The organism is Rheinheimera faecalis, from assembly GCF_021290965.1.
Lineage (GTDB): Bacteria > Pseudomonadota > Gammaproteobacteria > Enterobacterales > Alteromonadaceae > Pararheinheimera > Pararheinheimera faecalis.
The window spans coordinates 66,340-91,618 of sequence record NZ_JAJOYT010000007.1; the positions used below are offsets into that span (position 1 = coordinate 66,340).

Annotated in this window: 20 protein-coding genes; 8 read left to right on the forward strand and 12 right to left on the reverse strand. The window is 45.3% G+C overall.

Annotated elements, in window-relative coordinates:
• Window positions 1–181: 181 nt before the first annotated feature.
• The 5 genes from LSG34_RS13270 to yfcC form a co-directional block, all read right to left on the reverse strand.
• Window positions 182–1,594: an FAD-dependent oxidoreductase gene (locus LSG34_RS13270; protein ID WP_233009582.1), complete on the reverse strand. Its 1,413-nt coding sequence runs from the start codon at window positions 1,592–1,594 to the stop codon at window positions 182–184.
• 11 nt (window positions 1,595–1,605) lie between these two features.
• Window positions 1,606–6,072 carry a glutamate synthase large subunit gene (gltB, locus tag LSG34_RS13275; RefSeq protein WP_233009583.1) on the reverse strand — a complete coding sequence of 1,489 codons (4,467 nt, stop codon included), beginning with the start codon at window positions 6,070–6,072 and terminating at the stop codon, window positions 1,606–1,608.
• A 503-nt stretch (window positions 6,073–6,575) separates the two neighbouring features.
• Window positions 6,576–7,502 carry a GTP cyclohydrolase FolE2 gene (gene folE2 / locus LSG34_RS13280; RefSeq protein WP_233009584.1) on the reverse strand — a complete coding sequence of 309 codons (927 nt, stop codon included), beginning with the start codon at window positions 7,500–7,502 and terminating at the stop codon, window positions 6,576–6,578.
• A 228-nt stretch (window positions 7,503–7,730) separates the two neighbouring features.
• Window positions 7,731–8,912 carry a beta-aspartyl-peptidase gene (gene iadA, locus LSG34_RS13285; protein ID WP_233009585.1) on the reverse strand — a complete coding sequence of 394 codons (1,182 nt, stop codon included), beginning with the start codon at window positions 8,910–8,912 and terminating at the stop codon, window positions 7,731–7,733.
• 22 nt (window positions 8,913–8,934) lie between these two features.
• On the reverse strand, window positions 8,935–10,416 hold the full coding sequence (gene yfcC, locus LSG34_RS13290) for a putative basic amino acid antiporter YfcC (protein ID WP_233009586.1): 1,482 nt from the start codon (window positions 10,414–10,416) through the stop codon (window positions 8,935–8,937).
• 433 nt (window positions 10,417–10,849) lie between these two features.
• Between yfcC and LSG34_RS13295 the strand changes: the two genes are divergently transcribed.
• Window positions 10,850–13,135 (forward strand): ATP-binding protein, encoded by a 2,286-nt coding sequence (locus LSG34_RS13295; protein WP_233009587.1) that lies wholly within the window; start codon window positions 10,850–10,852, stop codon window positions 13,133–13,135.
• A gap of 89 nt (window positions 13,136–13,224) precedes the next feature.
• Here LSG34_RS13295 and arcA read toward each other — a convergent pair whose 3' ends face one another.
• Together arcA and LSG34_RS13305 are read right to left on the reverse strand one after the other, a co-directional pair.
• Window positions 13,225–13,932 (reverse strand): two-component system response regulator ArcA, encoded by a 708-nt coding sequence (arcA, locus tag LSG34_RS13300; RefSeq protein ID WP_053425457.1) that lies wholly within the window; start codon window positions 13,930–13,932, stop codon window positions 13,225–13,227.
• A 186-nt stretch (window positions 13,933–14,118) separates the two neighbouring features.
• Window positions 14,119–15,747 carry a HAMP domain-containing sensor histidine kinase gene (locus tag LSG34_RS13305; RefSeq protein ID WP_233009588.1) on the reverse strand — a complete coding sequence of 543 codons (1,629 nt, stop codon included), beginning with the start codon at window positions 15,745–15,747 and terminating at the stop codon, window positions 14,119–14,121.
• A gap of 127 nt (window positions 15,748–15,874) precedes the next feature.
• Here LSG34_RS13305 and LSG34_RS13310 point away from each other — a divergent pair, with 127 nt between their 5' ends.
• Window positions 15,875–16,270 carry a DUF3293 domain-containing protein gene (locus LSG34_RS13310; protein WP_233009589.1) on the forward strand — a complete coding sequence of 132 codons (396 nt, stop codon included), beginning with the start codon at window positions 15,875–15,877 and terminating at the stop codon, window positions 16,268–16,270.
• 16 nt (window positions 16,271–16,286) lie between these two features.
• On the opposite strand, the gene LSG34_RS13315 is transcribed toward LSG34_RS13310, so the two are convergent.
• The 3 genes from LSG34_RS13315 to trmB are packed head-to-tail and all read right to left on the reverse strand — an operon-like array spanning window position 16,287 to window position 18,357.
• Window positions 16,287–16,580 carry a hypothetical protein gene (locus LSG34_RS13315; RefSeq protein WP_233009590.1) on the reverse strand — a complete coding sequence of 98 codons (294 nt, stop codon included), beginning with the start codon at window positions 16,578–16,580 and terminating at the stop codon, window positions 16,287–16,289.
• A gap of 12 nt (window positions 16,581–16,592) precedes the next feature.
• On the reverse strand, window positions 16,593–17,621 hold the full coding sequence (locus LSG34_RS13320) for a class I SAM-dependent methyltransferase (protein ID WP_233009591.1): 1,029 nt from the start codon (window positions 17,619–17,621) through the stop codon (window positions 16,593–16,595).
• 1 nt (window position 17,622) lies between these two features.
• On the reverse strand, window positions 17,623–18,357 hold the full coding sequence (gene trmB / locus LSG34_RS13325; protein ID WP_233009592.1) for a tRNA (guanosine(46)-N7)-methyltransferase TrmB: 735 nt from the start codon (window positions 18,355–18,357) through the stop codon (window positions 17,623–17,625).
• A 174-nt stretch (window positions 18,358–18,531) separates the two neighbouring features.
• On the opposite strand from trmB, the gene mutY reads away from it, so the two are divergent.
• The 6 genes from mutY (at window position 18,532) to rlmM (ending at window position 23,215) form a co-directional block, all read left to right on the forward strand.
• Window positions 18,532–19,557, forward strand: a complete 1,026-nt coding sequence (gene mutY, locus LSG34_RS13330; protein ID WP_233009593.1) for an A/G-specific adenine glycosylase — start codon at window positions 18,532–18,534, stop codon at window positions 19,555–19,557.
• Window positions 19,558–19,619: 62 nt separating this feature from the next.
• On the forward strand, window positions 19,620–19,892 hold the full coding sequence (locus tag LSG34_RS13335) for an oxidative damage protection protein (protein ID WP_008900661.1): 273 nt from the start codon (window positions 19,620–19,622) through the stop codon (window positions 19,890–19,892).
• Between the two features lie 98 nt (window positions 19,893–19,990).
• Window positions 19,991–20,923 carry a transcriptional regulator GcvA gene (locus LSG34_RS13340; RefSeq protein ID WP_233009594.1) on the forward strand — a complete coding sequence of 311 codons (933 nt, stop codon included), beginning with the start codon at window positions 19,991–19,993 and terminating at the stop codon, window positions 20,921–20,923.
• A 3-nt stretch (window positions 20,924–20,926) separates the two neighbouring features.
• Window positions 20,927–21,556, forward strand: a complete 630-nt coding sequence (locus tag LSG34_RS13345; protein WP_233009595.1) for an alpha/beta fold hydrolase — start codon at window positions 20,927–20,929, stop codon at window positions 21,554–21,556.
• A complete protein-coding gene (locus LSG34_RS13350) occupies window positions 21,534–21,920 on the forward strand; it encodes a DUF423 domain-containing protein (RefSeq protein WP_127021029.1) in 387 nt (128 codons plus the stop codon). Before LSG34_RS13345 ends, LSG34_RS13350 begins: the two co-directional genes overlap by 23 nt.
• Window positions 21,921–22,144: 224 nt before the next feature.
• Window positions 22,145–23,215 (forward strand): 23S rRNA (cytidine(2498)-2'-O)-methyltransferase RlmM, encoded by a 1,071-nt coding sequence (rlmM, locus tag LSG34_RS13355; RefSeq protein WP_233009596.1) that lies wholly within the window; start codon window positions 22,145–22,147, stop codon window positions 23,213–23,215.
• 70 nt (window positions 23,216–23,285) lie between these two features.
• Here the strand turns inward: rlmM and LSG34_RS13360 are convergent, their stop codons facing one another.
• Entirely contained in the window at window positions 23,286–23,930 is a 645-nt protein-coding gene (locus LSG34_RS13360) for a glutathione S-transferase family protein (RefSeq protein WP_233009597.1), read from the reverse strand.
• A gap of 223 nt (window positions 23,931–24,153) precedes the next feature.
• Window positions 24,154–25,161 carry an isocitrate dehydrogenase gene (locus LSG34_RS13365; protein WP_233009598.1) on the reverse strand — a complete coding sequence of 336 codons (1,008 nt, stop codon included), beginning with the start codon at window positions 25,159–25,161 and terminating at the stop codon, window positions 24,154–24,156.
• Between the last annotated feature and the right edge of the window lie 118 nt (window positions 25,162–25,279).

Genomic DNA, 25,279 nt, shown 5'->3' on the forward strand with positions numbered 1-25,279 from the left:
AAAATATAACGGCGCAAAACAAAAAGGCACCAGTGTTAGCTGATGCCCTCTATTCAAAATGTTCTCAAAACCCTTAGCCAAAGTAATTGATGTTGCAGCCAGGCGAGGCTCTTTGGCTTTTATTCGAACGGGAGACGGGCGGGTACAAGACCCGCCCCTACAGCAAGTACGAAGGCCTAAATCAGACTTTTAAATAGTCCAATATCCCCTCAGCAGCCTTACGGCCCTGGGCTATAGCTGTGACTACCAGATCTGAACCTAATACCATATCGCCACCTGCGAAGATCTTTTGCTGGTTGGTCTGGAGTGGGTAAGTGCTTTTTTCGCTGGCCACTACGCGGCCTTTGTCATCGAGCTCTACACCCATATCTTTTAACCACTGTGGTGGGCTTGGCTGGAAACCAAAAGCAACAATTACGGCGTCAGCTTCTAATACCTGCTCTGAACCTGGCACAGCTTCGGCGTTACGGCGGCCTTTGGCATCGGCAGCGCCCATAGCAGTAGTGACCACTTCGATACCACAGGCATGGCCTTCGTCATTTAACTTGATGCCAAGTGGCTGCAGGTTAAACATAAATTCCACACCTTCTTCGCGGGCATTTTGTACTTCTTTGCGTGAACCCGGCATGCTGGCTTCGTCGCGTCTATAGGCCAATGTGACTTTGCTGGCTCCCTGACGAATCGCAGTGCGCACACAGTCCATTGAGGTGTCACCACCGCCTAATACCACTACTTTTTTACCGGCAAGGTTCACATACTGGTGTTCTGTCTGCCAGCCCATCAGATGGTTGATATTACCAATCAGATAAGGCAGGGCTTCGTAGACACCAGGGGCTTTTTCGTTAACCAAACCACCTTGCATTGGGGTGTAAGTACCTAAGGCCAGAAAGACTGAATCGTATTCCTGCAGCAGGCTGTCAAAGCTGACATCCACACCAACTGTGGTATTTAAACGGAACTCAATACCCATAGCGGTGAAGATTTCACGGCGCAATTTCAGTACGTCTTTTTCCAGTTTAAAAGGCGGAATACCAAAGGTCATTAAGCCACCAATTTCCGGATAACGGTCAAAGACCACTGGGGTAACGCCATTACGAATAAGCACGTCAGCACAAGCTAAACCAGCTGGGCCTGCACCTATCACAGCGACCTTCAGATTGGTTTTTACTACGGCAGATAAATCCGGCCGCCAGCCCATTTCAAAGGCTTTGTCGTTAATATACTTTTCAATAGAACCTATAGTGACTGCACCAAAACCTTCGTTGATGGTGCAGGCGCCTTCGCATAAACGATCCTGCGGGCAAACCCTGCCACAAACTTCAGGTAAGCTATTGGTTTTATGCGACAATTCAGCCGCTTCAATAATCTTGCCTTCGTTCGCCAGCTTCAGCCACTGCGGAATATAGTTATGCACAGGGCATTTCCATTCGCAGTAAGGGTTGCCACAGTCCAGACAGCGGTCAGCCTGACCTGAGGCTTGCGTGTCTGTCATAGGCTGATAAATTTCTACGAACTCAATGGTCCGCTCACGGTGTGACTTCTTTGGTGGGTCAACCCGCTTTACGTCGATAAATTGATAAACATTCTGTGCCATAGTTGCCTCCCTTACATCGCCTGAACCCGCAGCTCATCGGAAGAGCGTGCGCGGTGACCAAGCAAGGTGTTGACGTCACTTGTTTTGGGTTTAACCAGTTTGAACTTGCTTAAGTAGTTGTTGAAATCTGTCAGGATCCGGTGCGCTTTTTCGCTGCCGGTGGCCTCAACGTGTTGATGCAACAAGCTACGTAAGTGTTCCTGCAGAATTGGTGTGCTGACATCCAGCGCTTCCACCAGTTCAGGGTTCACCCGTAGGCATAAGTCATCCTGTTCATCTAATAAATATGCAAAACCGCCTGTCATACCAGCGCCAAAGTTGACGCCGGTCTGACCTAATACCATCACCACACCACCTGTCATATATTCACAGCAGTTATCGCCTGTGCCTTCTACAACGACTATGGCGCCTGAGTTACGTACGGCAAAACGTTCACCAGCGCGGCCGGCAGCATAGAAACGGCCACCTGTTGCACCATATAAACAGGTGTTACCTGCAATAGTGGCGTCGTCTTTGGCATAGCTGACTCCCTTAGGCGGGAATATAGCGATTTGGCCACCTGTCATGCCTTTACCTACATAGTCGTTGGCATCACCTTGTAAGGATAAATGCAAACCACCAGCGTTCCAGACACCAAAGCTCTGGCCTGCAGTACCTACGCAGTTAATCACTATAGGGTCTGTTGCCATGCCCTGATTGCCATGATGACGGGCAATAAAACCAGACAAAGCAGCGCCAACAGAACGGTCGGTATTGCGGATAGGCACAGTTAAGCGGCCACCGGTTTTATGCACAACCATATCTTTGCAGCGTTTCACCAGCTCCTGGTTTAACGCGCCATCGTCGAACGGGTCGTTGTTTTGTACGCAGAACAAGGATTTATCTGATTTGACGCCAGAGGCCAATAAAATCGGGCTCAGGTCTAATTTCAGTTGTTTCTGCGTCTGGCCTTCGCGTACAGAGAGTAAATCAGTACGGCCTATTAACTGTTCTAATGAAGTGACACCCAGTTCAGCCATCAGCTCACGCACTTCATGCGATAAGAACTTAAAGTAGTTCATTACCATTTCTGGCAAACCGTTGAAGTGATCGCGGCGTAATGTCGCATCCTGAGTGGCAACACCGGTGGCGCAGTTATTCAGGTGGCAAATCCGTAAGAATTTGCAGCCTAAAGCCACCATAGGGCCAGTACCAAAACCAAAGCTTTCAGCACCTAAAATAGCGGCTTTGACTACGTCTAAACCGGTTTTTAAGCCACCGTCTACCTGCAAGCGAACGCGGTCACGTAAACCGTTTTCAACTAAGGCCTGATGCACTTCAGCTAACCCCAGCTCCCAAGGCGAACCTGCGTATTTAACCGACGTCAGCGGGCTTGCACCTGTGCCACCGTCATAACCTGATACGGTAATTAAATCGGCATAAGCTTTAGCCACACCGGTCGCAATAGTACCGACACCAGGTTCAGACACTAATTTCACTGAAATCAGCGCTTCAGGATTCACTTGTTTTAAGTCAAAAATCAGCTGAGCCAAATCTTCAATTGAATAAATATCGTGATGCGGCGGTGGTGAAATCAGCGTGACACCAGGCACCGAATAACGTAAACGAGCAATTTCAGCTGTGACTTTTTCACCAGGTAACTGACCACCTTCACCCGGCTTAGCGCCTTGGGCTACTTTGATCTGAATCACTTCAGCGTTCACCAGATAATGTGGTGTGACACCAAAACGACCTGAAGCCACCTGCTTAATTTTGCTATTTTTCTCAGTGCCAAAACGGCGAGGATCTTCGCCGCCTTCACCTGAGTTAGAGCGGCCACCTAAACGGTTCATTGCTATAGCCAAAGCTTCATGAGCTTCAGGGCTTAAAGCACCGATAGACATAGCTGCGCTGTCAAAACGTGGGTATAGCTGCTCAGCAGCTTGTACTTGCTCCAAATCAACAGGAGTGGCATTGGCTTTGTTTAAGCTAAATAAGTCGCGTAAATGCGCTACAGGGCGCTGATTCACGAAGTCGGAATAGACTTTGTAATCGGCATATTTGCCACTGCGTACGGCTTTTTGCAGGCTTTGCACTACATCAGGGTTATAAGCGTGGTATTCGCCATCATGCACATATTTCAGCTGGCCACCGTGATTCAGTGGTTTACGTTTTAACCAGGCGCTGTTGGCACGAATTTGTACGTCTTGCTGGAAGTCAGCAAAGTCGGCGCCCTGAATACGCGAAGGTAAATCAGGGAAACACAGCTTCATCACGTTTTGGTTAATACCCACAGCCTCAAACAGGTTCGAACAGCGATAACTCGCTACAGTCGAAATACCCATTTTTGACATGATTTTGTACAGGCCTTTGTTAATGCCTTTACGGTAATTCAGCACGGCCTGACGGGCGGTCAGATTCAGACTGCCTTTTTCTACCAGTTGCTCAATAGTCTCATAGGCCAGGAATGGATAAATACCTGTAGCACCTAAACCTACCAATACTGCGAAGTGATGCGGGTCACGTGTCGTTGCGGTTTCGATAATAATGTTTGAATCGCAGCGCAGTTGGTTATCTACTAAAGCGTGATGCACTGCGCCCACAGCCATAGCTGCCGGAATAGGGATCAAGCCTTGTTCGATACGGCGGTCCGTTAGGATCACCAGCACCACTTTATCTTCACGCACCACACGCACAGCTTCAGCACATACACGGCGCACTGCGGTTTCCAGATCTTCGTCGTTAGGATCGAAGTTCAGGGAAATAATATGGTGTTTGTAGTATTTCTCGTCTGCTGCTTTTAACTGTTTTAAATCGCTGTACATCATTACAGGTGATTCAAACTGAATACGGCGGGCATAACCTGCAGTTTCACTGAACACGTTGTGTTCGCGACCTATGCTGGTTGCCAGCGACATCACGTGAGCTTCACGTAATGGATCTATAGGCGGGTTAGTGACCTGCGCAAACAACTGACGGAAATAGTCGTAGAAAGTACGGGTTTTTTGCGACAACACAGCCATTGGCGTATCGTCACCCATAGAACCTACAGCTTCCTGGCCGTCTTTTGCCAGTACAGTCACTACCTGTTCAATTTCTTCATAGCTGTAGTTAAACAGCTTATGGAACACCATCATCTGATCGTCAGTAAAAACACGTTTGCCTATTAAGTCAGTTTCAAACTGCTCGTAAGGCACTAAACGTTGTACGTTAGTGGACAACCATTTGCGGTACGGGTGGCGAACCATTAAATCCTGGTCAATTTCTTCTGAGCGCCAGATTTTTCCTGTCTGCGTATCCACAGCCAGCATTTCGCCCGGGCCAACGCGGCCTTTTTCCTGCACTTCATCAGGTGTGTAATCCCAGATGCCAACTTCAGAAGCCAGCGTAATTAATTTATCTTTGGTAATAACAAAGCGGGCAGGGCGTAAGCCGTTGCGATCTAAGTTACAAGCCACATGCTGACCATTGGTCATAACAATACCAGCAGGGCCATCCCAAGGCTCCATATGCATGGAGTTAAACTCGTAGAAGGCCTTTAAGTTATCGTCCATCACTTTATTGCCTTGCCATGCTGGCGGCACCAGCAAGCGCATAGCACGGAATAAATCCATACCGCCGGCCAGCAGCAATTCCAGCATATTATCTAAAGAGCTGGAGTCTGAACCCGACTGGCTGACAAAAGGTGCAGCTGTTGGTAAGTCAGGTAATAAAGGCGACGAAAACTTATACTGACGGGCGCGGGCCCATTGTCTGTTGCCTGTAATGGTATTAATTTCGCCGTTATGCGCTAAAAAGCGGAATGGCTGAGCCAAAGCCCAACGTGGCATAGTGTTAGTAGAGAAACGCTGGTGGAATACACAAATGGCGGTTTCCATCCGAACGTCTGCTAAGTCCAGATAAAAACGCGGCAGATCTGCCGGCATCATCAGGCCTTTAAATACGGTCACCAGACAAGAAAAGCTTGGGATATAAAAATCCGCATCATCTGTCAGCTGCTTTTCGATACGGCGTCTGACCATATAAAGGCGACGCTCTAAATCGTGTTCGTTCCAGCCTGGCTGGGCACTGACAAAAGCCTGCTTAATCTGAGGCATAGAAGTGAGTGCTAAATCACCCAGCACCGACGTGTCCGTTGGCATATCACGCCAGCCGACCAGGGTCAGTGTCTCACGGGTAATTTCCTGTTCAATAATAGCGCGAGCCAGTTCGGCTTTCACCGGATCCTGACTAAAGAAAAAGATGCCCACCCCATACTTTTTGCCCAAAACCCAGCCTTTCTCCTCTGCAACTGCACGGAAAAAACTATCGGGTTTTTGCATTAACAGGCCACAACCATCGCCTGTTTTCCCATCCGCTGAAATTCCACCTCTGTGCTGCATGCGGTCTAAACCGCTGATAGCAGTGCGCACAATACGGTGGCTGGCGACGCCTTCTAAATGAGCGATCAGACCAAAGCCACAGTTCTCTCTTGCCTGACTGTGGTGATACAACGCCATGACTCTTCCTCCAACCTGTCCTGTAAAAAATAAATATACCCTTAGTTTCTGAAGCTGTGGCTTGGGTAACTACGCTCTGTCGCCCGAATTACATAGCACGGCTATGTTGGTAAGAGCTCTATTACTCGCTAGCTAGCATTAACCTCAATAACCTCTGGGTAAAAATGTTAAATTTATGAATTATTATTCTTATAATTGGCGTTTTTATCTCTGAAAGAAAACAACAGCTCTGGTTTCAGTCAGTTAGGTGGTCCGCATAGTTGTTTTTATGGCGTTTAGACGTCTATCCATAAATAGACGATTAGATATACCCAGATCGGACGGAAATTGCAAGACCAGTCTGACGCATTTAACTGACTATTTTGCCGAAGGCTGTTATAGGGTGATTTTGTAATAAAATTACAGAACTATGGCTTTTTTGCTGATTTTGGTGCGGGGAGTATAAAAAAAAGGCCACTGATGCGGCCTTTTTTTGTAATTTACACGATATTTTTATGCGGAACTTATGCGTGATAACCGTTTGAAACACCTTTGACTGTCACTGCGACTGCATCGTGTGCATGCAGTGACTCGTAGTGGTTCACTCGTAACCAGAAATCGTCAAATTCAGTCAATTGGTTTAGCGCGTGTTTTAAACGACGGGCTGCATCTTCACAGAACATCAGGTTTTGACCGTTTAAGCGGGCAAACTCCTGCTCATCTGCGCGTTTAACTGCGGCCTGTACCGGAGTTTGCAGAGCATCTTCAATAGCGTCAATTAACGCAATCACAGGGAAGTCTGTGACTTTAGAGTTCAGCTGTACTTTTATTTCAGCAACAGAGCGCTGGCTGTGCGGCGTCGCTACTATACCCTGAGTTGTGCCTAACCAGTCTTTGACTTGCTCAGCATTGACCTGAGCGTGGCCAGCAAATTTAGCGACAAAAGCTTCCTGAATAAGCTGACGGGCTAAGGCTGCTGAACAAGGACAAGTTGAAGAGTAAGGCACGTCGACCTTCATCTCTACACCTAACTTGCCATCTTTCAGCTGGCCCGTGATAGTCACAGGGTAAGCTTTCCAGCCTTGTTTTTCGGTGATCAGTGCTTTACGGCGTAAATGTAGTTCGAAATCAAACTTCACAAAAGCATGAGTACTTAAGTCTTCATGGCTGCTGATAAATTCGTGCAGCAGTTCGCTTAAAGTTGCAAAACTTAAACTGGATTCAATCGACAGCTGATCCAGTAACAGATAAAGCCGTGACATATGAATGCCTTTGGCTTTTGGATCTTTTAAGTTTACAAAAGCTTCAACCTTGGCGCTGACCTGGCGTGGTGCTTCGCCTGCAACACTCAACATCAGTGGCAGTTCAATATTGCTCATGCCAACCCATTCCAACACACCTTCGGTGGTGGCGGATGAATGGTTAGCTACATCTGGCATAGTGGTCGGCATGAATACTCCAATGTCCATCAAATGCATAGATCATGTACAACATGATCCCGCTGAAAATTTGGCGCACTTTATACCATATTTTGCCGCGTGGGCCGGTATAAAATCTGTGCAATATAAGCTGATTTTTTTCGAACAGCTTAAACGAAAAAAGCGAATACCCGACTAAATCCGTCGGATATTCGCTAGATTGGGATGGCGGAACAGAAATTCAACTCTTTGTTTTTAAAGTTACTGCTCAAAAGTACCTTTCACTATGGCCTGGCTTGCTTTCACCAGTTGACGGCCTTTGGCAAAGACATCACGGATAGTTAAATCACTTTTATGCAAAAGCACTAAATCAGCATCTAAACCTGCTGCAATATGGCCTTTGTGTTTCAGCCCTAAGACAGCAGCCGGAGCTGCAGTAATAGCAGTAATAGCGTCAGTTAAAGCGACCTGATACTCAAGCACGGCCTGGCGGGCCACCTGATACAAGCTTTGTACTTTGCCAACCTCAAGCCCAACCAGCTCTCCGTCGTCGTTATACAGAGGCAAACTGGCATTGCCATCTGAGCTTAAGGTTAAGTTCATAGCTGATACTCCGGCTTGCAAAGCCCGGGCTAAAGCTTCTGCTGCTGCCACTTCGCCATGCTGCAGATCATAAGCTGTGGTGCTGGTGGTAAAGTCAATCACGCCACCAGCTTTTGCAAACTCAATACCAGCCTGAAACAGTGCTTCATTGCGGTTTATATGAGTAGGGTAGAACTGGGATAATTTAAGTTCTGTGCCTGCTACTGCTTGCCACAGCGGCTGTAACAATGACTCGCCACTACCTACATGCACACTGACTACACCGCCTTTACCCGACAAAATGCCGCCGACTTTAGCTGCAGCCGCCACTTTACGTATTTCTTCAATGGTCGGCTGAGAAGATCGGAAATCACTGATAGCAATTTCGCCAACACCTATAAACTTGTCGATAAGGAGCAGGTCATCCGTGATACTGCCCATTAAAGTACGGCATGGAATTTCGTAGGAACCTGTATGGCAATAGGTAGTAATGCCTTCAGAGTCCAGGGCATGAGCTTTGGCCAGAAGATTGGTTAAAGTCCGGGTCGTAGCGTCTGTGCCTAATACACCAATAGCTGTAGTGACTCCGCCTAAAGTAGCGTTGGTTAATTGCATTTCTGGAGTGCGGCTGGCAAAACCACCTTCGCCACCGCCCCCAATAAAATGCACTAACGAATCAACAAAACCCGGCACTAGATAGCAGCCGCTGGCGTCTATGACTTCGACAGGTAAATTTGAATTACCAGTTTCTAAATCAATACCTAAAGCTGCGATTTGATGGCCGGCAACTAATACATCCATTACACCTGAATCTTGTGGGCTTATGATATGGGCATTTTTAAAAAGCTTTATTGCGCTCATTGATAGTCCTTAGTTGTAATTCTTATTGGTAGCCAATAGCGACAGCGATTAAAATTGCGAGGCTTGCCAGAATAAAAAGCCAGAGCTGCAAACGCCAGGCGAACTTTGCCCATAACATCCAGTCCACCCGCACTACGCCCAGACAGCCTATTAAAGATGCAGAGGTAGGCACTATGCAGTTGGTTAAACCATCTCCCAATTGAAAGGCTAAAACAGCAATTTGGCGGGATACCCCAACTAAATCGGCCAAAGGCGCAACTAAAGGCATAGTTAAAGCGGCCTGGCCTGAACCTGAAGTGACAAAGAAGTTAAACACCGACTGGAAAATCAACATAAACCAGGCTGACAGATAGCTGGATACGCCATCAAAGCTGCTGCCAGCATGATGCAACAAAGTGTTGAGTATTGAAGGCTCTGTTGCATCGTCGCCTCCTAATAACAGCACTATGCCTTTGGCCATACCTACTATCATGGCCGCTGGCAACAACTCAGCTGCACCTTGCTTAAAGGCATCAGCCGATTCATTCACCGTGATACGTTTTCCGGCTATAGCCAAAATAGCCGTAGCTATACCTAAAGCAAAAAACTGCGTGGCAATTTCCGGAATATAGTAGCCTCGTGCTACCACACCCCAAATGACCCAGATAATACCTGCGACAAAAAGCAATAAGATGGCGGCGTCTAATTTGCCAAAATGACTGCTTTGTTGTTCTTGCTGCTGTGCACGAAGTTTTTGATCTGAGGCAAAACTAACGGAAAGCTCTGGATCCTTTTTAATTTTGGCGGCGTAACGCATGGTAAAAATAATGCCAAACAGCGTAAATACGGCCCAGAGGATAATACGATAATCTGCACCTGACATCAGAGGTAAGCCTGCAATTCCCTGGGCTATAGCCACGCTAAAAGGGTTCATCCATGAGGTAGCAAAACCAATTTGAGTGGCGATGTAAGTCACCAGCACAGTGGTGATAGCGTCGTAGCCTAAAGCGAGCATTAAAGGTAGTAAGACAATACAAAAGGCGATGGCCTCTTCACCCATACCAAAGACAGCGCCACCTAAAGAAAACAGCATAAACATCAGAGGGATAAATAAAAAATCTATATCTTTGGTTTTAGCTATTAACGCCAAAATGCCGTTATTGACTGCACCGGTTTTCATAATGATGCCAAAGGCACCACCAGTCAGCAGAATAAAGGCAATAACGCCAATGGCGGCACCCATTTTATCGCCTGAAACCAGACCTTCGAAGGCGTAGTTTAAAAAGCCAACCTGGCCGCCTTCACCAAACAAGGGCACTGCTTTATTTTGTTCCGTCGCGAGCTGAAAGCTGTTTGGATCAATACGGGCTTTAACCGTTTCACCTGCGGCATTGACAGTTTCCGGCAGCATCTGAAAATAACCGGCCGGAATAAGATGAGATGCAATAGCTGCAGCTATCATCACAAAAAAAAGTATGACAAAGGCGTCCGGCATGCTGACCGGTTTTTTAGTTGTAACTTGCATGAGATGTACCTGTTGAGTTGAAATAACAGCGCCGACTGAGACAAAAAGCTGATTTATAACATCAGTTTATAGCTCAAAAGACGGCATGAATAACCAAAACCAGTAATAAACTGGTGGTTTGGCTACTCGTTAAACCACTCCGAAAGGTAGTAAGGCGAGTAGTAATATGTAGTGAGCGATAACGCATTTTTCAGCATATTACAGGCAGACTTTGAAACTCTAAGAACGGTTAGAATTAACCAGTTCCAACAGAGCTGTCAATCAAAGTTGCACCAGATGGTATCGGTCTGGTCGAAAAATGAGCTTTTTTAGCCGTATTCAGTTGTTTCAGCTTGTCCCTTACGAAAATTTACAGGACAAGCGCCAAGTTGATCTGGCAGACTTAATCCCTCAGTTTACTGTTTTTGCGGGCAGTTTCTTTAGCAGGCATTTAATGCAACAAAACGTTCATCCTTTAGTCAGACGTCTGGCGGGTTTTTTAAAGCAATGGGGCTGGTTACAGTGTTTTTGCCTGTGTTTTATTTTATTGCAGGCCTTAACAGGAGTTATCACTGGTTTATACAGCTTGTTGCTGCACGATATGGTGCTTTGGTCCATGGTGCTGGGCGCTTTGCTGTTTTCCGCCTCTATGACACCAGCTTTTTTACTCTGTAGCTTTTATCTGATTCGCCATCTGGATGAAGCGCTGTTTTATTTGCAGGATTCGATACGGCAGGAAAAGCTGTTGAATCAGAATATGCAGGAAACTATTCGTCAGCTGAACTTCGAAATTGAAGAACGGAAAAAAGCTTTTCAGGCTAAACGCCGTGCTGTTGATGAATTGCGTCGTGAAATTACTGAACGCCGTAAAACCCAGCAAGAGCTGGAAGAACAAAGTTTATTAATCCGCTCTATAGTCGACAGCTCGCCCGATTTATTTTACTACCGCGATGAAACTGGTCGTTTTGTCAGTTGCAATAAGATGTTTGAAGTCATTATGGGCAAATCGGCTAAAGAGCTGATAGGTCATTATCCGGCTGAACTCTATGACGCTGAATCTACGCCTATTGCTATTTTGACCGATCAGGAGATTTCGGCCAGCAGAGTAGAGCTAACCTTAGATGTGGATTATCAAACACCAGATGGCCGCATGTTGTGGTTTGAAATGCGCAAAGTGCCATTTTTTGATAAACAAGGTCGCTATATAGGCTTACTTGGGTTTGGCCGGGATATTACCTCACGTAAACTTGCTGAACAGGCTCTGGAAAAAGCTTATCAGGATAAAGGTAAGTTTATTGCCACTTTAAGCCATGAACTGCGTACACCGTTAAATGGTATTGTAGGTTTAACCAGACGTCTGTTGGAAAGCCCCTTATCATCAGAGCAACGCAGCTGGAGCAATACTATTTTCAGCAGTGCTGAGACCTTAGGTAATATTTTTAACGATATTATCGACTTAGATAAAATTGATCGACAGGACTTAGACATTGTTTATCAGTCGGTACAGCTTTGCGAATTTGTGCATGATATCTGTAATTTTGCCCACTTAATTTGTCAGCAAAAAGGTTTGACCTTTATTGAGCCTGAAGCTGTACCAAGCCAGCTTTATGTTCGTCTGGACCCGACACGGGTGCGCCAGGTGTTATGGAACTTAATTAATAACGCAGTGAAATTCACTGCCCGTGGTTCAGTGCAACTTGGTGTTTCCATAAGCACTGATAATCCGGCAGAGCTTTGTTTTAGTGTGATTGATACTGGTATAGGTATTGTTGAGGCAGAGCAGCAACGCATTTTTGATATGTACTATAAATCCAGTGATGGCAGGCGTTTAAGCATAGTTGGGTCTGGCATAGGTTTATCTGTATCCCGGGCTTTAGTTGAAGCTATGTCGGGCCATATCAAGCTTGAGAGTTCAGTCGGTAAAGGTAGTACTTTTATCATGTCGTTGCCTGCAGAGCTTACATCAGCTCCTGCAGCACTGCCACAAGCCCAGTATCCGGCTTTAACCATTTTACTGGTAGAGGATGTGCCGCTAAACGCTGAGATAGCGATAAACTTATTAGAGCAACGTGGTCATCAGGTGATTTTGGCAGAAACAGGTGAAGACGCTTTAGCTTTGCTGGAAACCGAAGATGATATAGATCTGGTGCTTTTAGATATGCAATTGCCGGATATGTCCGGCGACCAGGTCGCACGTTTTATCCGTGCTGAACCTTCTTTGGCCAGATTACCTGTGGTGGTATTAAGTGCCAACGTACGTAAAGCCGAGCAGCAACTAAAAGATGTGCGGGTTGATGGTGCTTTAGCAAAACCTATTAATACCAATAAGTTGGATCAGATTTTACATCAGCTGTTTGGCGCTCCTGCTCCAAAAGAAATCACAACCGAAAAAGCTCTTGATCAGCAAATTCTTGATCAGCAAACCCTGGATGATTATCTGCAGTCTTTAGGCAAAGCCACTATGTTACGCAGCGTGCAGTTGTTTGTGCAGTTGCTGCCTGGTTACATCAATAAGATGGTGGAAACTGCAGTACAGCAAGACGTGACTGAATTTCAGGAAGCTGCGCACAAACTCAAAGGCGCAGCTGCTTCTGTTGGCTTGTTGTGGGTGCAACATCAGGCAAAGTTAATGGAGCAGGCAACTGAGCTGCATGGCATGGAAAAGCAGTTGATCAATTTCCATATAACAATAGAGCGGCACTTGGCTACTCTGCAAGAATATATAGAAGCCTGGGCTTAAGCTGTTTGCGCTGAAGCTATGATTTATATCTGGCTTAGATAGAAGAAGGGCGGGTACAAGACCCGCCCTTACATTTTCTGGTATCGAAATTACTTTTCCAGTTTACCAACGAAGCGGTAACCTTCACCGTGGATGGTGCTGATCAGCTCAGGGCTATCTACGTCAGATTCAAAATGCTTACGGATACGGCGAATAGTGACATCCACAGTTCTGTCATTTGCTCTGAGTTCACGGCCTGTCATATGACGGATCAGTTGTTCACGGGTGAAAATTTTGCCCGGGCTGTCCAGCATTAAACGTAAGGCACGGTATTCACCTTTAGGTAAACGGCGTGAGACACCTTCTGGAGACGTCAGATTGCGGCTGTTTTCATCCAATACCCAACCATTAAATTTCACTACACTTTTATGCTCTTCCACTACAGGTTGAGATACAGTGCGGTTTAACAGGTTGCGGGCACGAATAGTCAGTTCACGCGGATTAAAAGGTTTAGTCAGGTAATCGTCAGCGCCAATTTCCAGACCTAAAATACGATCGACTTCACTGTCACGTCCGGTCAGGAAAATCAGACCCACGTTTTCTTTTTGGCGTAATTCACGAGCCAGGATCAGGCCGTTTTTGCCAGGCAGATTGATATCCATAACAATCAAATTGACTTTGTGTTCCGCCAGTTTCTGGTTCATTTCTTCGCCATTCACTGCTTCAACCACATCATAGCCTTCGCCTTCGAACAGGCTGACCAGATTCAGTCGTGTTACTTCTTCATCTTCAACAATCAGAATAACAGGGGTCTGCATTATGCTTAAACCTTATGTGAACGTAATTAAGTATTTGATTTGTATCTTTTTAGAAAGAGAGTGACCTATGGTCATTGTCTGCACAATTATATAGACCACAGATTTTGTTAACAAGTGGATTTGTTAACAATTAGTGTTGCCTAATGTAAGTTGTTGAAAAACATCCTGTTGTTCAGGTTTTTTATCTTATTTAGGGATCACAGGAAAGTCGATTTGAATGTCGATGCCATGATCGAGTGAACTTTCCAGCTGAATTTTGCCGTTTAATGCTTGTGTCACTAAGTTATAGACTAAATGCATGCCAAGGCCGCTGCCACCTTCGCCTCTTTTTGTTGTGACAAAAGGATCAAATATACGTTTTTTAATATTCTCAGGCACACCGGCGCCATTGTCCTGATAATGCAGATAACAGCGGCTGTTAGCTAAGGTGACGCTAATTGTCATGGTGCCTTGTTCCATATGCTCAAAGGCATGGATCAGGCTGTTCATAATAAGGTTTATTAAAATCTGGCTGATTGGGCCCGGTTTGCTCTCCAGCTCCAGATGTTCATCACAATTGAGTATGACCTGATGCTGAGTTTTTTTCAGGTTAGGGCGTAGTGATAACAGCACTTCATTCAGCAACTGGTGCATATTGAAGTATCTTCTGTTGTCGTTGGACTGATCGACAGCCACTTGTTTAAAGCTACGGATAAGGTTAGCGGCGCGCTCAAGATTACGATAAATAATCCCCAGATTTTCTGCGCTGTCGCTGAGGAATTTTGCCAGTTGGTTTGAAGTTAACTTCTTATCATCAAAAGCTTTTTGTATTTCTGCCAGCTTATCCTGCATCAAAGTTGAAGCTGTCACACCAAGGCCTATAGGTGTATTTACTTCATGAGCTACACCGGCCACCATCTGACCTAAACTGGCCATTTTCTCAGTTTCAACAATCTGATTCTGGTATTGGTGTAAGGTAGATAAGGTGTTTAATAAATCCTGATTGGAGGTTTTCAGTGCCAGTGTTCTGTCATTGATCTTTTGTTCCAGGTCCTGGTTTAACTGGCGTATTTCACTCTCAGCACTACGCAGTTTAGTGATTTGCTGTTCAGTTCTGTCCAGCATAGTGTTCACTGCGCGGCCCAGATTATGGAATTCAGTGATTTCCATAGCTGGTACCCGAATTTGGTAGTCTTTTTCTTTTGATACTTTTTGCACCAGCGTCAGCAGGCTATACAAGGGCTGGGTAAAACGTCGCTGTAATCTGTTGGCGATAATAAAAGCACCAATTAAAGAGCAGAGTGCAATTAAAATATCGAACAACACCCGGTTTTGCACATAACGGCTTAATTCGTCCAGGCTGGCTCGAATATAGACATAACCTAATAATTTACCGTCTGATTCTATTTTTTTCGTCAGCTCCATCACACCATCGCCTATGGTGGCGTTTTGGTACTGCTCTACTTTATTAAACTGGGTGGGGTAGGGGCCAACATCTCTTCTGTTGTAACTAGCGAAAAAACTCAGCTCGTTTTTGCCCTGCAATTTATAAATATGAATGTTGTGCAGGCGTGATTCTGCAGCGAAAGACGCCAGGCGTCTGTCTTCTACTTCTGAGTCATCTATTTCGATGGAACCTACAGCGTTAAAGGCAATAATGGCGGCATAAGAGTGCAGTTGTTCAGACAGGTTTTTCTTCTCAGCTTTAATATCCTGCAAGGTGGCGATGGTTAAAGAAATACAAAGTGTGATGCTACAAATCAGCATCACAACCCATATCAGCGCACCTTTGATTGAACTCGCTTTTAAAGCTGGACCCATTAATCCTTCCGCCATCCGTCAATCTGTTATCGAAGCTATAATATTGAAGTTACACGCATTTGCAAACTTTCACCAGTTAGCACACTGACAAAAAAATAAAACGGGTTTATAGTGGATGCACTTGTGGCGACGAGGACAAACCATGGACTTATGGGATAACTACAAAACGAGTGTTTTTTTGTGCCATCAACCTCTTGGTGATCAAATTAACTTTGCTATTATCAGCGCCCAAAACCCCTGTGGCCATGTTCAAACCCCCTCCAGAAATTTATTACTCGACAATCACTTTGCTAACACCCTCGACAGCATGAATGTGCCTTACCGTAAAATTGTCGGTTGTTCACCTGACTTGAGTTTTCAGGAAAAAAGCTGGGCTGTACTTTGTGATAAAACCAAAGCTATTAAGCTGGCCATTATGTTTGAGCAACACGCCATTTATTGGGTAGAGCAGGGCAAGTTATTTCTGGTACCAGCGCTGTTGCAGCAAGATGAAGAGTATTTGGGCGAGTTTAACCCGCGCCAGATTGTATTGGGTTAGTTGAATAAAAGCAGAGCTAGTCTTTCAGAACTTGCAGTATGGGTTCTATTTTCTGACCTAAAGCATATTCCAGCTTCAGGCGTTTCAGCTTTTGTTTATGTGCTTCATCTTCGTCAGCGGGCACTGTTAAAAACTCTTTAAAATCAGCAACGCAGATACACAACATGGCAGGTTTTGCCATGTTTTCCAGCTGGCCAAGTCGATAAATCTGATGAGGACAGGCCTGAGTTCTTTCCGGCGACTGAATACAGTCAGCCAAAGCTGAAGCGCTGAAAGTTAATCCAGCCAGCACAACCAAAACCAGTCTCATCAGCAGATCCTTTTATTTGCGGTCTTTTCTACAATAATAAACCACAAAACCATCACGACGACCAAGCTCTTTTACCTGACCAAAAATTTCAGTCAACTGAGCCACATAAGGCAAATGTACGTTCGCTACTAAAGTTAAAGTACCACCTGGTTTTAATTCATTAAAAGCATCACGGAAAAACTGTTCACTAATATGGTAGTCGGTTTTTAAACCTGTATGGAAAGGTGGATTGCTGACAATATGGTCATAAGCAGCGCTGCGTGACGGAATACCATCAGCAGCTATAGTTTCTCCAGGCAGTTTATTCGCCTTTAACGTAGCAGCTGTAGAGCTGACAGCTAAAGTGCTGATGTCAGAGGCTGTTAATTTGATTTCCGGATGTCTTTTTACTAAAAAGGCACCGATAAAACCTGCACCACAAGCAAAATCCAGTACTTTACCTTGCTGAATATGGCCTAAATGCTCTAGCAGCAAGTTAGTGCCTAAATCCAACTTGCCATGATTAAACACGCCAGGCAAAGAGCAAAGCTTTAAGCTGATACCGGCTTTTTCGATACTAAACTGATGAAACTCTGCGGTTTTTAACTCGCTTTGTAACAAACCATCCAGTTCAAACCATAAGCAGTGTTTGGCATTGTCATGTTTAAAGGCTTTTAACCCGAGCTTTTCAGCCTGATTACCTAAGCTTTTAATGCCACCTTTGTTATCGCCAACCAGATAAACTTCAGTTTTGTCGTTCAGTACAGTTTTGACCTGAGCTAAAGAGCTTTGCAGCTGATCTTTACTTTTAGGGTAAAACAGCACTACTTTGTCTACTGTTAAATCAGCTGGCAAGGCATCACCCAAATAACATGGGCTTTTGCTTTGCTGCTGCCAGTTATTAGCAACAGCAATATTTGAGGTTAAACAAAACAGCTCCAACTCTGGCGCTTTTTGCTTTAATTCAGCCGCCAGACGGTCGGCCATAGGTTCTACCAGCAGTACTTTGCCTGATAAAAAATCAATATTGCGCAGCAACAGCTGACTGGTATTGTCCAACATATTAATCAACCTTCTTAAACATCAGATCCCAAACGCCATGGCCTAAATTGACACCACGGTTTTCGAATTTAGTCAGAGGTCTATGCTCAGGGCGTGGCACATAGTCATTGGTTTCTGACAGGTTGCTGTAACCTTCTGCAACTTTCATCACTTCCAGCATATGTTCAGCGTAGTTTTCCCAGTCAGTTGCCATATGAAATACACCGCCGATTTTTAATTTACGGCGTAATAACTGGGCAAACTCGGCCTGCACAATACGTCTTTTATGGTGACGTTTTTTATGCCATGGATCAGGGAAAAACAGCTGTACTGTGCTTAAGCTGTTGTCGGCAATAGAGTCGTTTAAAATTTCGATGGCATCGTGTTCAAACACCCGCAGGTTTTTAACGCCTTCAGTTTCGGCTTCACCTAAACAGGCACCTACACCTGGTTTATGTACTTCGATACCAATAAAGTCTTTATCCGGCGCGGCTTTAGCCATTTGTACTAAAGATTTGCCCATACCAAAACCAATTTCCAGCACTAAGTCGGCTTCACGGCCAAACACGGCTTTCATATCGTAAGGCGTGGCCTGATGCTCGAGACCCATAGTTGGCCAGAATAAATCTAAACTGCGCTGCTGGCCTTTGGTCAGACGACCTTCCCTTAAAACAAAGCTACGGATACGGCGCAGGTATTTGTTTTCCTGAAGCTCATCGTCCTGTGGCTCTGTGTTTGGTTGTTCCGGGTGGGTCATCTTGGTCTCCAAAAAATGTGATGCAGCCTGCTGCTGCATTAAGTGCTATCGAATGCGGCGCGTATTATCCTTGTTCTGTCGCTAATGCTCAACCGCTAATCTTGATTCAACAAAAACAGCAAAAATGCTAGGCTATGCATCGTTTTGAATTATTGAACCTGAGTAGTGATAGCTGTGCTGACTTCTGAGTATTTAACTTGCCCTGATCTTTTTGCCGATACTGTAGTCGACTGGCAAAAAACCGATGGCCGTAATGCCTTACCATGGCAACAAGACCCCAGCCCTTACAGAGTGATGGTCAGCGAACTGATGTTGCAGCAAACTCAGGTCACTACAGTGATCCCTTATTTTCAGCGCTGGATGCAAAAACTACCTGATATTCATGCCTTAGCAGCTGCCGATACCGACACTGTGATGGCGTTATGGCAGGGCTTAGGTTATTACGCCAGAGCCCGTAACTTACATAAAGCCGCTAAATATATAGTGAATGATTTAGGTGAGTTTCCTTTTGAATTAAATGACTTATTAACTATTCCCGGTATTGGTCGTTATACAGCAGGTGCTATCCGCTCTTTTGCTTATGATGCTTATGGCCCTATTGTGGATGGGAATGTAAGGCGTTTATTCTGCCGTTTATTTGGCATTGAAGGTGTGCCAACCACTTCTGCAGTGGATAAAAAATTGTGGGCTTTGGCCGATTTATTAACACCAAAACAAAACAACAGACGTTTTGCGCAAGCCTTGCTGGATTTAGGCGCTACGGTTTGCAAACCCAAACAAGCGGATTGTTTAAGTTGCCCGCTTCAAACTCAGTGTGTGGCTTTTAATACAGGCCGGGTCACAGAATTACCAACTGCTAAACCTAAAAAGACCACTCCAACCAAAGCAGGTCATTTTTTGTGGATAGAGCAAGGCGATAAGCTGTTACTGCAAAAAAGACCAGACTCCGGCATCTGGGCTGACTTATGGTCTTTACCCCAGGTAGATGAAAGGGCCGAAGCTTTGTCGCAAGCCAAACTACAGGGCCAATTTCAGCATGTGTTTTCGCATTACAAGTTAGATGCTTCGGTCTGGCATCCGGAATCCATTGTATCTGAACCTGCAGGCAGCAGCTGGTATAACAAAGAGCAAGTGATGGAGATTGGTTTACCAGCCCCTATCCGCAGCTGGATTGAAAAAAACTGGCTGAATAAAAGCTAACTGCTAGCGATGAAGTCGTTTACAATATCGGCCTTTTTAAAAGCTAAGCATTGAGGTGAATAATGTCCCGTCAGGTATTTTGTGTTTATTTGCAAAAAGAAGCAGCAGGTTTAGATTTTCAGCTGTACCCGGGTGAGCTTGGCAAAAAAATCTTCGACAGTATCAGCAAAGAAGCCTGGGCTTTATGGCAGTCAAAACAAATTATGCTGATCAATGAAAAAAAGCTGAATATGATGAATCTGGAACACCGTAAATTGCTGGAAGAACAGATGCAGCAATTTTTATTTGAAGGCAAAGAAGTTCAGATCGAAGGTTACGTTCCTAAAGCCAAATAAACCCTGCAAATCTCTAAGGCGTGGCTGGTTTAAAGTTACGCCTTTCTTTATAATTCGCATTAGAAAAATTAATTCTATTTTACTTAAGGCTGCAGGCTATGGCTCGGCGCTTACCCCCTCTTAATGCGTTAAAGGCTTTTGAAACTGCGGCCCGTCATCTTAGTTTTACTAAAGCGGCTGAAGAGATGTTTGTTACTCAGGCTGCTATTAGTCATCAGATCAAAGCTCTGGAAGACCATTTAGGTTTAAAGCTGTTTATGCGGAAGAACCGCTCTTTACTTTTAACCGAAGAAGGACAGAGTTACTTTTTAGATATTAAAGAAATTTTTCTGCAGCTGCATGAAGCCACAGAGAAGTTATTAGCTCGTGGTGCTAAAGGCTCTTTAACTGTCAGTTTGCAGCCAAGTTTTGCTATTCAGTGGCTGGTGCCGCGTTTAAGTTTATTTAGTGAAGAGCATTCCGACATAGACGTGCGGATTAAAGCGGTCGACTCAGACGAAGGTTCATTAACAGACGATGTAGACGTAGCTATTTATTATGGCCGCGGCAGCTGGCGTAACTTGCATGCCGACAAACTGCACACTGAATACTTACTGCCGGTATGTTCGCCTTTGTTATTAAACGGTAGCAAGCCATTAAAAGATGTAGCTGACTTACGTCACCATACTTTGTTGCATGACGGTTCGCGCCAGGCCTGGAAAGATTGGTTTGTCGGACAAGGCTTTAAAAACTTTAACGTCAATCAAGGGCCGATTTTTTCACATACAGCTATGGTATTGCAGGCCGCTATTCATGGTCAGGGTGTGGCTTTGGCGCATAACGTAATGGCAAGACCTGACATTAACTCAGGCCGCTTAATAGTGCCGTTTCACCATGTATTGCTGAGTAAAGACTCGCATTATCTGGTGTGCCGTGAAAACCAGACTGAGCTTGGTAAAATTGTTGCCTTCAGGCAGTGGATGGCGAAACAGGTTGAACTGGATCAGCAGGACTTTGCTGAACAACATTTTAATAATTCGACACCGGATTAATTGATGCCAGAGCAGTTAGCCTTATGCACCAAGCCTGTTGCCAGATTGCTGTTATCTCATGGCGCAGGAGCGCCAGTGCAATCAGAGTTTTGTAAGCTTTTGGCAGAGCAACTGGCAAAACAGCATATTGAAGTCTGGGGTTTTAATTTTGCTTATATGCAAAAGACGCTGGCAGGTTCGAGGCAGTTACCAGCAAAAATGCCAGTATTAACGGCAGAACTATCTGAGCAGATAAGCCAAATGCCAACAGATTTGCCTTTAGTTATTGCAGGTAAGTCGATGGGCGGCCGGGTTGCCACTCTGCTTGCTGCATCACATCTGTTGCCTGAGCAAGTAAAAGGGGTGATAGCTTTTGGTTATCCTTTTCATCCGCCGAAAAAGGACAGTTGGCGTACAGAGCATTTTATCGATTTAAAAAGGTCTGTTTTGGTGTTGCAAGGGGAGCGGGATCCTTTTGGCAGCAGTGAAGAGCTGGCAGGTAAAAGCTGGCCTTGGATAGATCTTAAGTGGCTACAAAGTGGCGATCATGATTTTGTGCCACTGAAGAAATCAGGTTTGAGCCAACAGCAGCTGATTGAACAAGCTGCTTCTCTGAGTCGGAGTTTTATTGATGAATGTATTCTGGAAAATTAACAGCAGCCTGGCAGCCTTTTATGGCGCAGTGACTGTAGGTTCAGCCGCTGCATTAATGCATTTATGGCGTGGCACTATAGCTACAGACCAACTGGCTGTGCTGTTAAGTGCGGGTTTTATATTAGCTTTTCATGCCGTGGCTTTATTGGCCTTATCGGCTTTTGACAAACTGCAACAACAAAGCCCCTGGCTAAGCCGCATTTGCGCTTGCGCCATGCAAATAGGGCTTTGGTTATTTGTTTATACTCTGGTAGCTGGTGTATTTAAGCTGCCTTTACATTTTTCAGCTCTGGCGCCTTTAGGCGGGCAGTTGCTTATTTTAAGCTGGCTGGCTTTGGCCATCAGCCCTTGGATCAGGAAATAACGATGAAAAATTGGCAGGATAGACAATTTTCACAGCCGCAGGCTGCCCGTCAGGGTGCGGCACATGGAGGTGCCGTATGAAAAATTGGCAGGATAGACAATTTTCACAGCCGCAGGCTGCCAGTCAGGGTGCGGCACATGGAGGTGCCGTATGAAAAATTGGCAGGATAGACAATTTCCACAACCGCAGGTTGCCCGTCAGGGTGCTGCACATGGAGGTGCAGCATGAAGCAACTTTTGCTGTATTGCCGTTCAGGTTTTGAAAAAGAATGTGCCGGCGAAATTCAGGATAAAGCGGGCCAGCAAGAGGTATTTGGTTTTTGCAAACTGACCAAAGACTCAGCCTTTGTTATTTTTGAAGCTTATGATAGCGAAGCTTTAGCTGCTTTTTACCGTGACTATGATTTCACGAATTTCATTTTTGCCCGTCAGTGGTTTTTGCTGGTGGATGACTTGCTGCAACTGGATCCGGCCGACCGTATTACTACAGTGGTTGAATCGGCAGTAGCTGCTGAATTATCTGCTTTTGGCGAGATCAGGGTGGAATACCCGGAAACCAACGACGGCAAAACTTTATCTACTTTAGCCCGTAAACTGACAGTGCCACTGCGCCAGTCATTACGTAAAGCTGGTGTATTGCTGCAAAAAGAAAACTCCAGAGCTCCAGTACTGCATTTGTTTATGCAAAGTGGCAGCAGTGCATATTTAGGTATTTCTTACCCTGAAAATAACAGCCCGCTGGAAAACGGCATTATGCGGCTGAAGTTCCCATCTGATGCGCCAAGTCGCAGCACATTAAAGCTGGAAGAAGCTTTTATTCAGTTTATTCCGAAAGATGAATGGGAAACCCGTTTAACTTCAGGCATGAGAGCTGTGGACTTAGGAGCTTGCCCTGGCGGTTGGACTTATCAGTTGGTTAAACGCAGCATGATGGTCACAGCTATAGACAACGGCATGATGGCGCAGTCTTTAATGGACACAGGCCAGGTGAAACATTATCAGGTCGACGGTTTTAAATTTAGTCCGGACAAACGCAATGTGTACTGGCTGGTTTGCGACATGATTGAAAAACCACAACGTGTTGGCAAACTGGTGTGTGACTGGCTGATCAATGATTGGTGTCAGGAAAGTATTTTTAACCTGAAACTACCTATGAAAAAGCGTTATGAAACTGTGGTTGAAGTGCTGGATATGATGCAGCATAACTTCAACGAAGCAGGGCTCGACGTCGAAATTCAGGCCAAGCACTTGTACCACGACCGCGAGGAAGTGACAGTGCATGTGCGTAAGTTTTAATGCTGCTATTTGGCATTTAAACAAAGAGGGCAGGTATAAAGCCTGCCCTCAACTATGTTCGGAAAACCCATCAAACATAAGGCTTAACTAAGCCATCATAATCCATCACTTTTTGCACTGCTGGGCGGGCTAATACCTTTTGTACCCAGAGGGCTATAAAAGGGTAATCGCGGGCTTTTTTATCGTCGAAGTGGCGGGTCCAACGACATAACATCATGGCGTAAATATCGATCAGTGAAAACTCTTCGCCTAAAAACCATGGGCTGCAGTGGCTGGCTAAATGTTTATCCATTTGCTCCAGCAAGCTCTGGGCTTTTTGCTGTGCATGACGTTTTACATCTGCCTGATTTTGCTCACCACTTACCCAGCGATCCGGATAAAAATAGACGCTTAAAGTGCTTTGTAAGGTGGCGGATAACCAAATCAGCCATTTGTAAGCTTCGGCACGCTGAAGAGTACCTTGAGCCGGCAACAAGTTCTTTTCCGGGTGGCTGTCGACTAGATGCAGGCAAATAGCAGCAGTTTCAAAAATGACCTGACCCTGATCGACTAGGGTTGGAATAGTGCCATTAGGGTTGAGTGCCAGGTATTCAGCTTTTTTATGAGAACCTGTTGCTGTGTCTGTTAATACCAGCTTATAAGGAACTGCCAGTTCTTCCAGCAGAATATGGGGTGCCATGCTGGCGGTGCTTGGTGAATAGTACAACTGATACATCGATATAACTCCTTAGAGAAAAACCTATCGGAGCATAGTAGTGTGAAGCGCAGATGATGGCAAAAAAAAGGTCAGAGCTTAGGCCCTGACTCAGACTATACCCAAAGTAATTGGAGTTGCAGGGAGGCGACAAGCCAGCTAGACCCCAGGAGCATAGTTACCTATGTGACTGGGGCTAGATGGTGCAGTCAACAAAGCTGCGGCTTCAAGTACGAAGGGGATATTACAAACGTTCCAGCATAGCTGCTGTAAAGTCTGTAGTGCCATGGCTGCCACCTAAGTCGCGGGTGGTGCGGTCACCTGATGCAATCACATCAGTTAATGCGGCCAGAATTTTTTCTGCTTTATCTTTCATGCCCAAATATTCCAGCATCTGGATAGAAGCTAAAATCACTGAGCTTGGGTTTGCCAGGTTTTTGCCGGCTATATCCGGCGCGCTGCCGTGTACTGCTTCAAAAATAGCGCAATCAGTGCCGATATTAGCGCCTGGCGCCATACCTAAACCACCCACTAAACCAGCACATAAGTCAGATAAAATATCGCCAAACAGGTTGGTGGTTACAATCACATCAAACTGTTGTGGATTCATCACCAGCTGCATACAAGCGTTATCAACGATCATCTCGCTGGCCTGAATATCAGGGTAACGTAAAGCTACTTCACGGGCAGTTTTTAAGAACAGGCCAGAAGTAGATTTCAGGATGTTGGCTTTGTGAACGATAGTCACTTTTTTGCGGTTTTCGCGACGTGCCAGCTCAAAGGCGAACTCAACAATACGTTCAGAACCTTCACGGGTCACTATGCTCATAGCTTCTGCCAGCTCGCCTTCGTTTTTCACGATTTGGCCAGCACCTGAGTACATACCTTCAGTATTTTCACGCACTGTAATGATGTCGATATTTTCGTAACGGGCTTTAGTGCCTTTAAACGAAATAACCGGACGTACGTTAGAGTACAGGTTGAATTTTTTACGTAAAGTCACGTTAATTGAAGTGAAACCTTCGCCTACAGGCGTAGTTAACGGGCCTTTTAAGGTGATTTTGTTACGGGCAATAGCGTCCAGTGTGGTCTGTGGCAGCAATTCACCAGTAGTTTCCAGCGCAGTTAAGCCAGCTTCAACATATTCATAGTTAAAGTTACAGCCTACTTTATCCAGAACCTGGATAGCGGCTTCTACTATGCTTGGACCTATGCCATCACCTTTGATGACCGTAATAGTTTGTGAACTCATAACGTTCCTTAAATTACTGATTCTTACCGGGACTGGTTGTAATAAACACAAAGCTGAATTTGAATACAGTCTTCTTGTTAAACCTGCGACAGCAGAGTGTGCTGAAAAACGGCGAAAA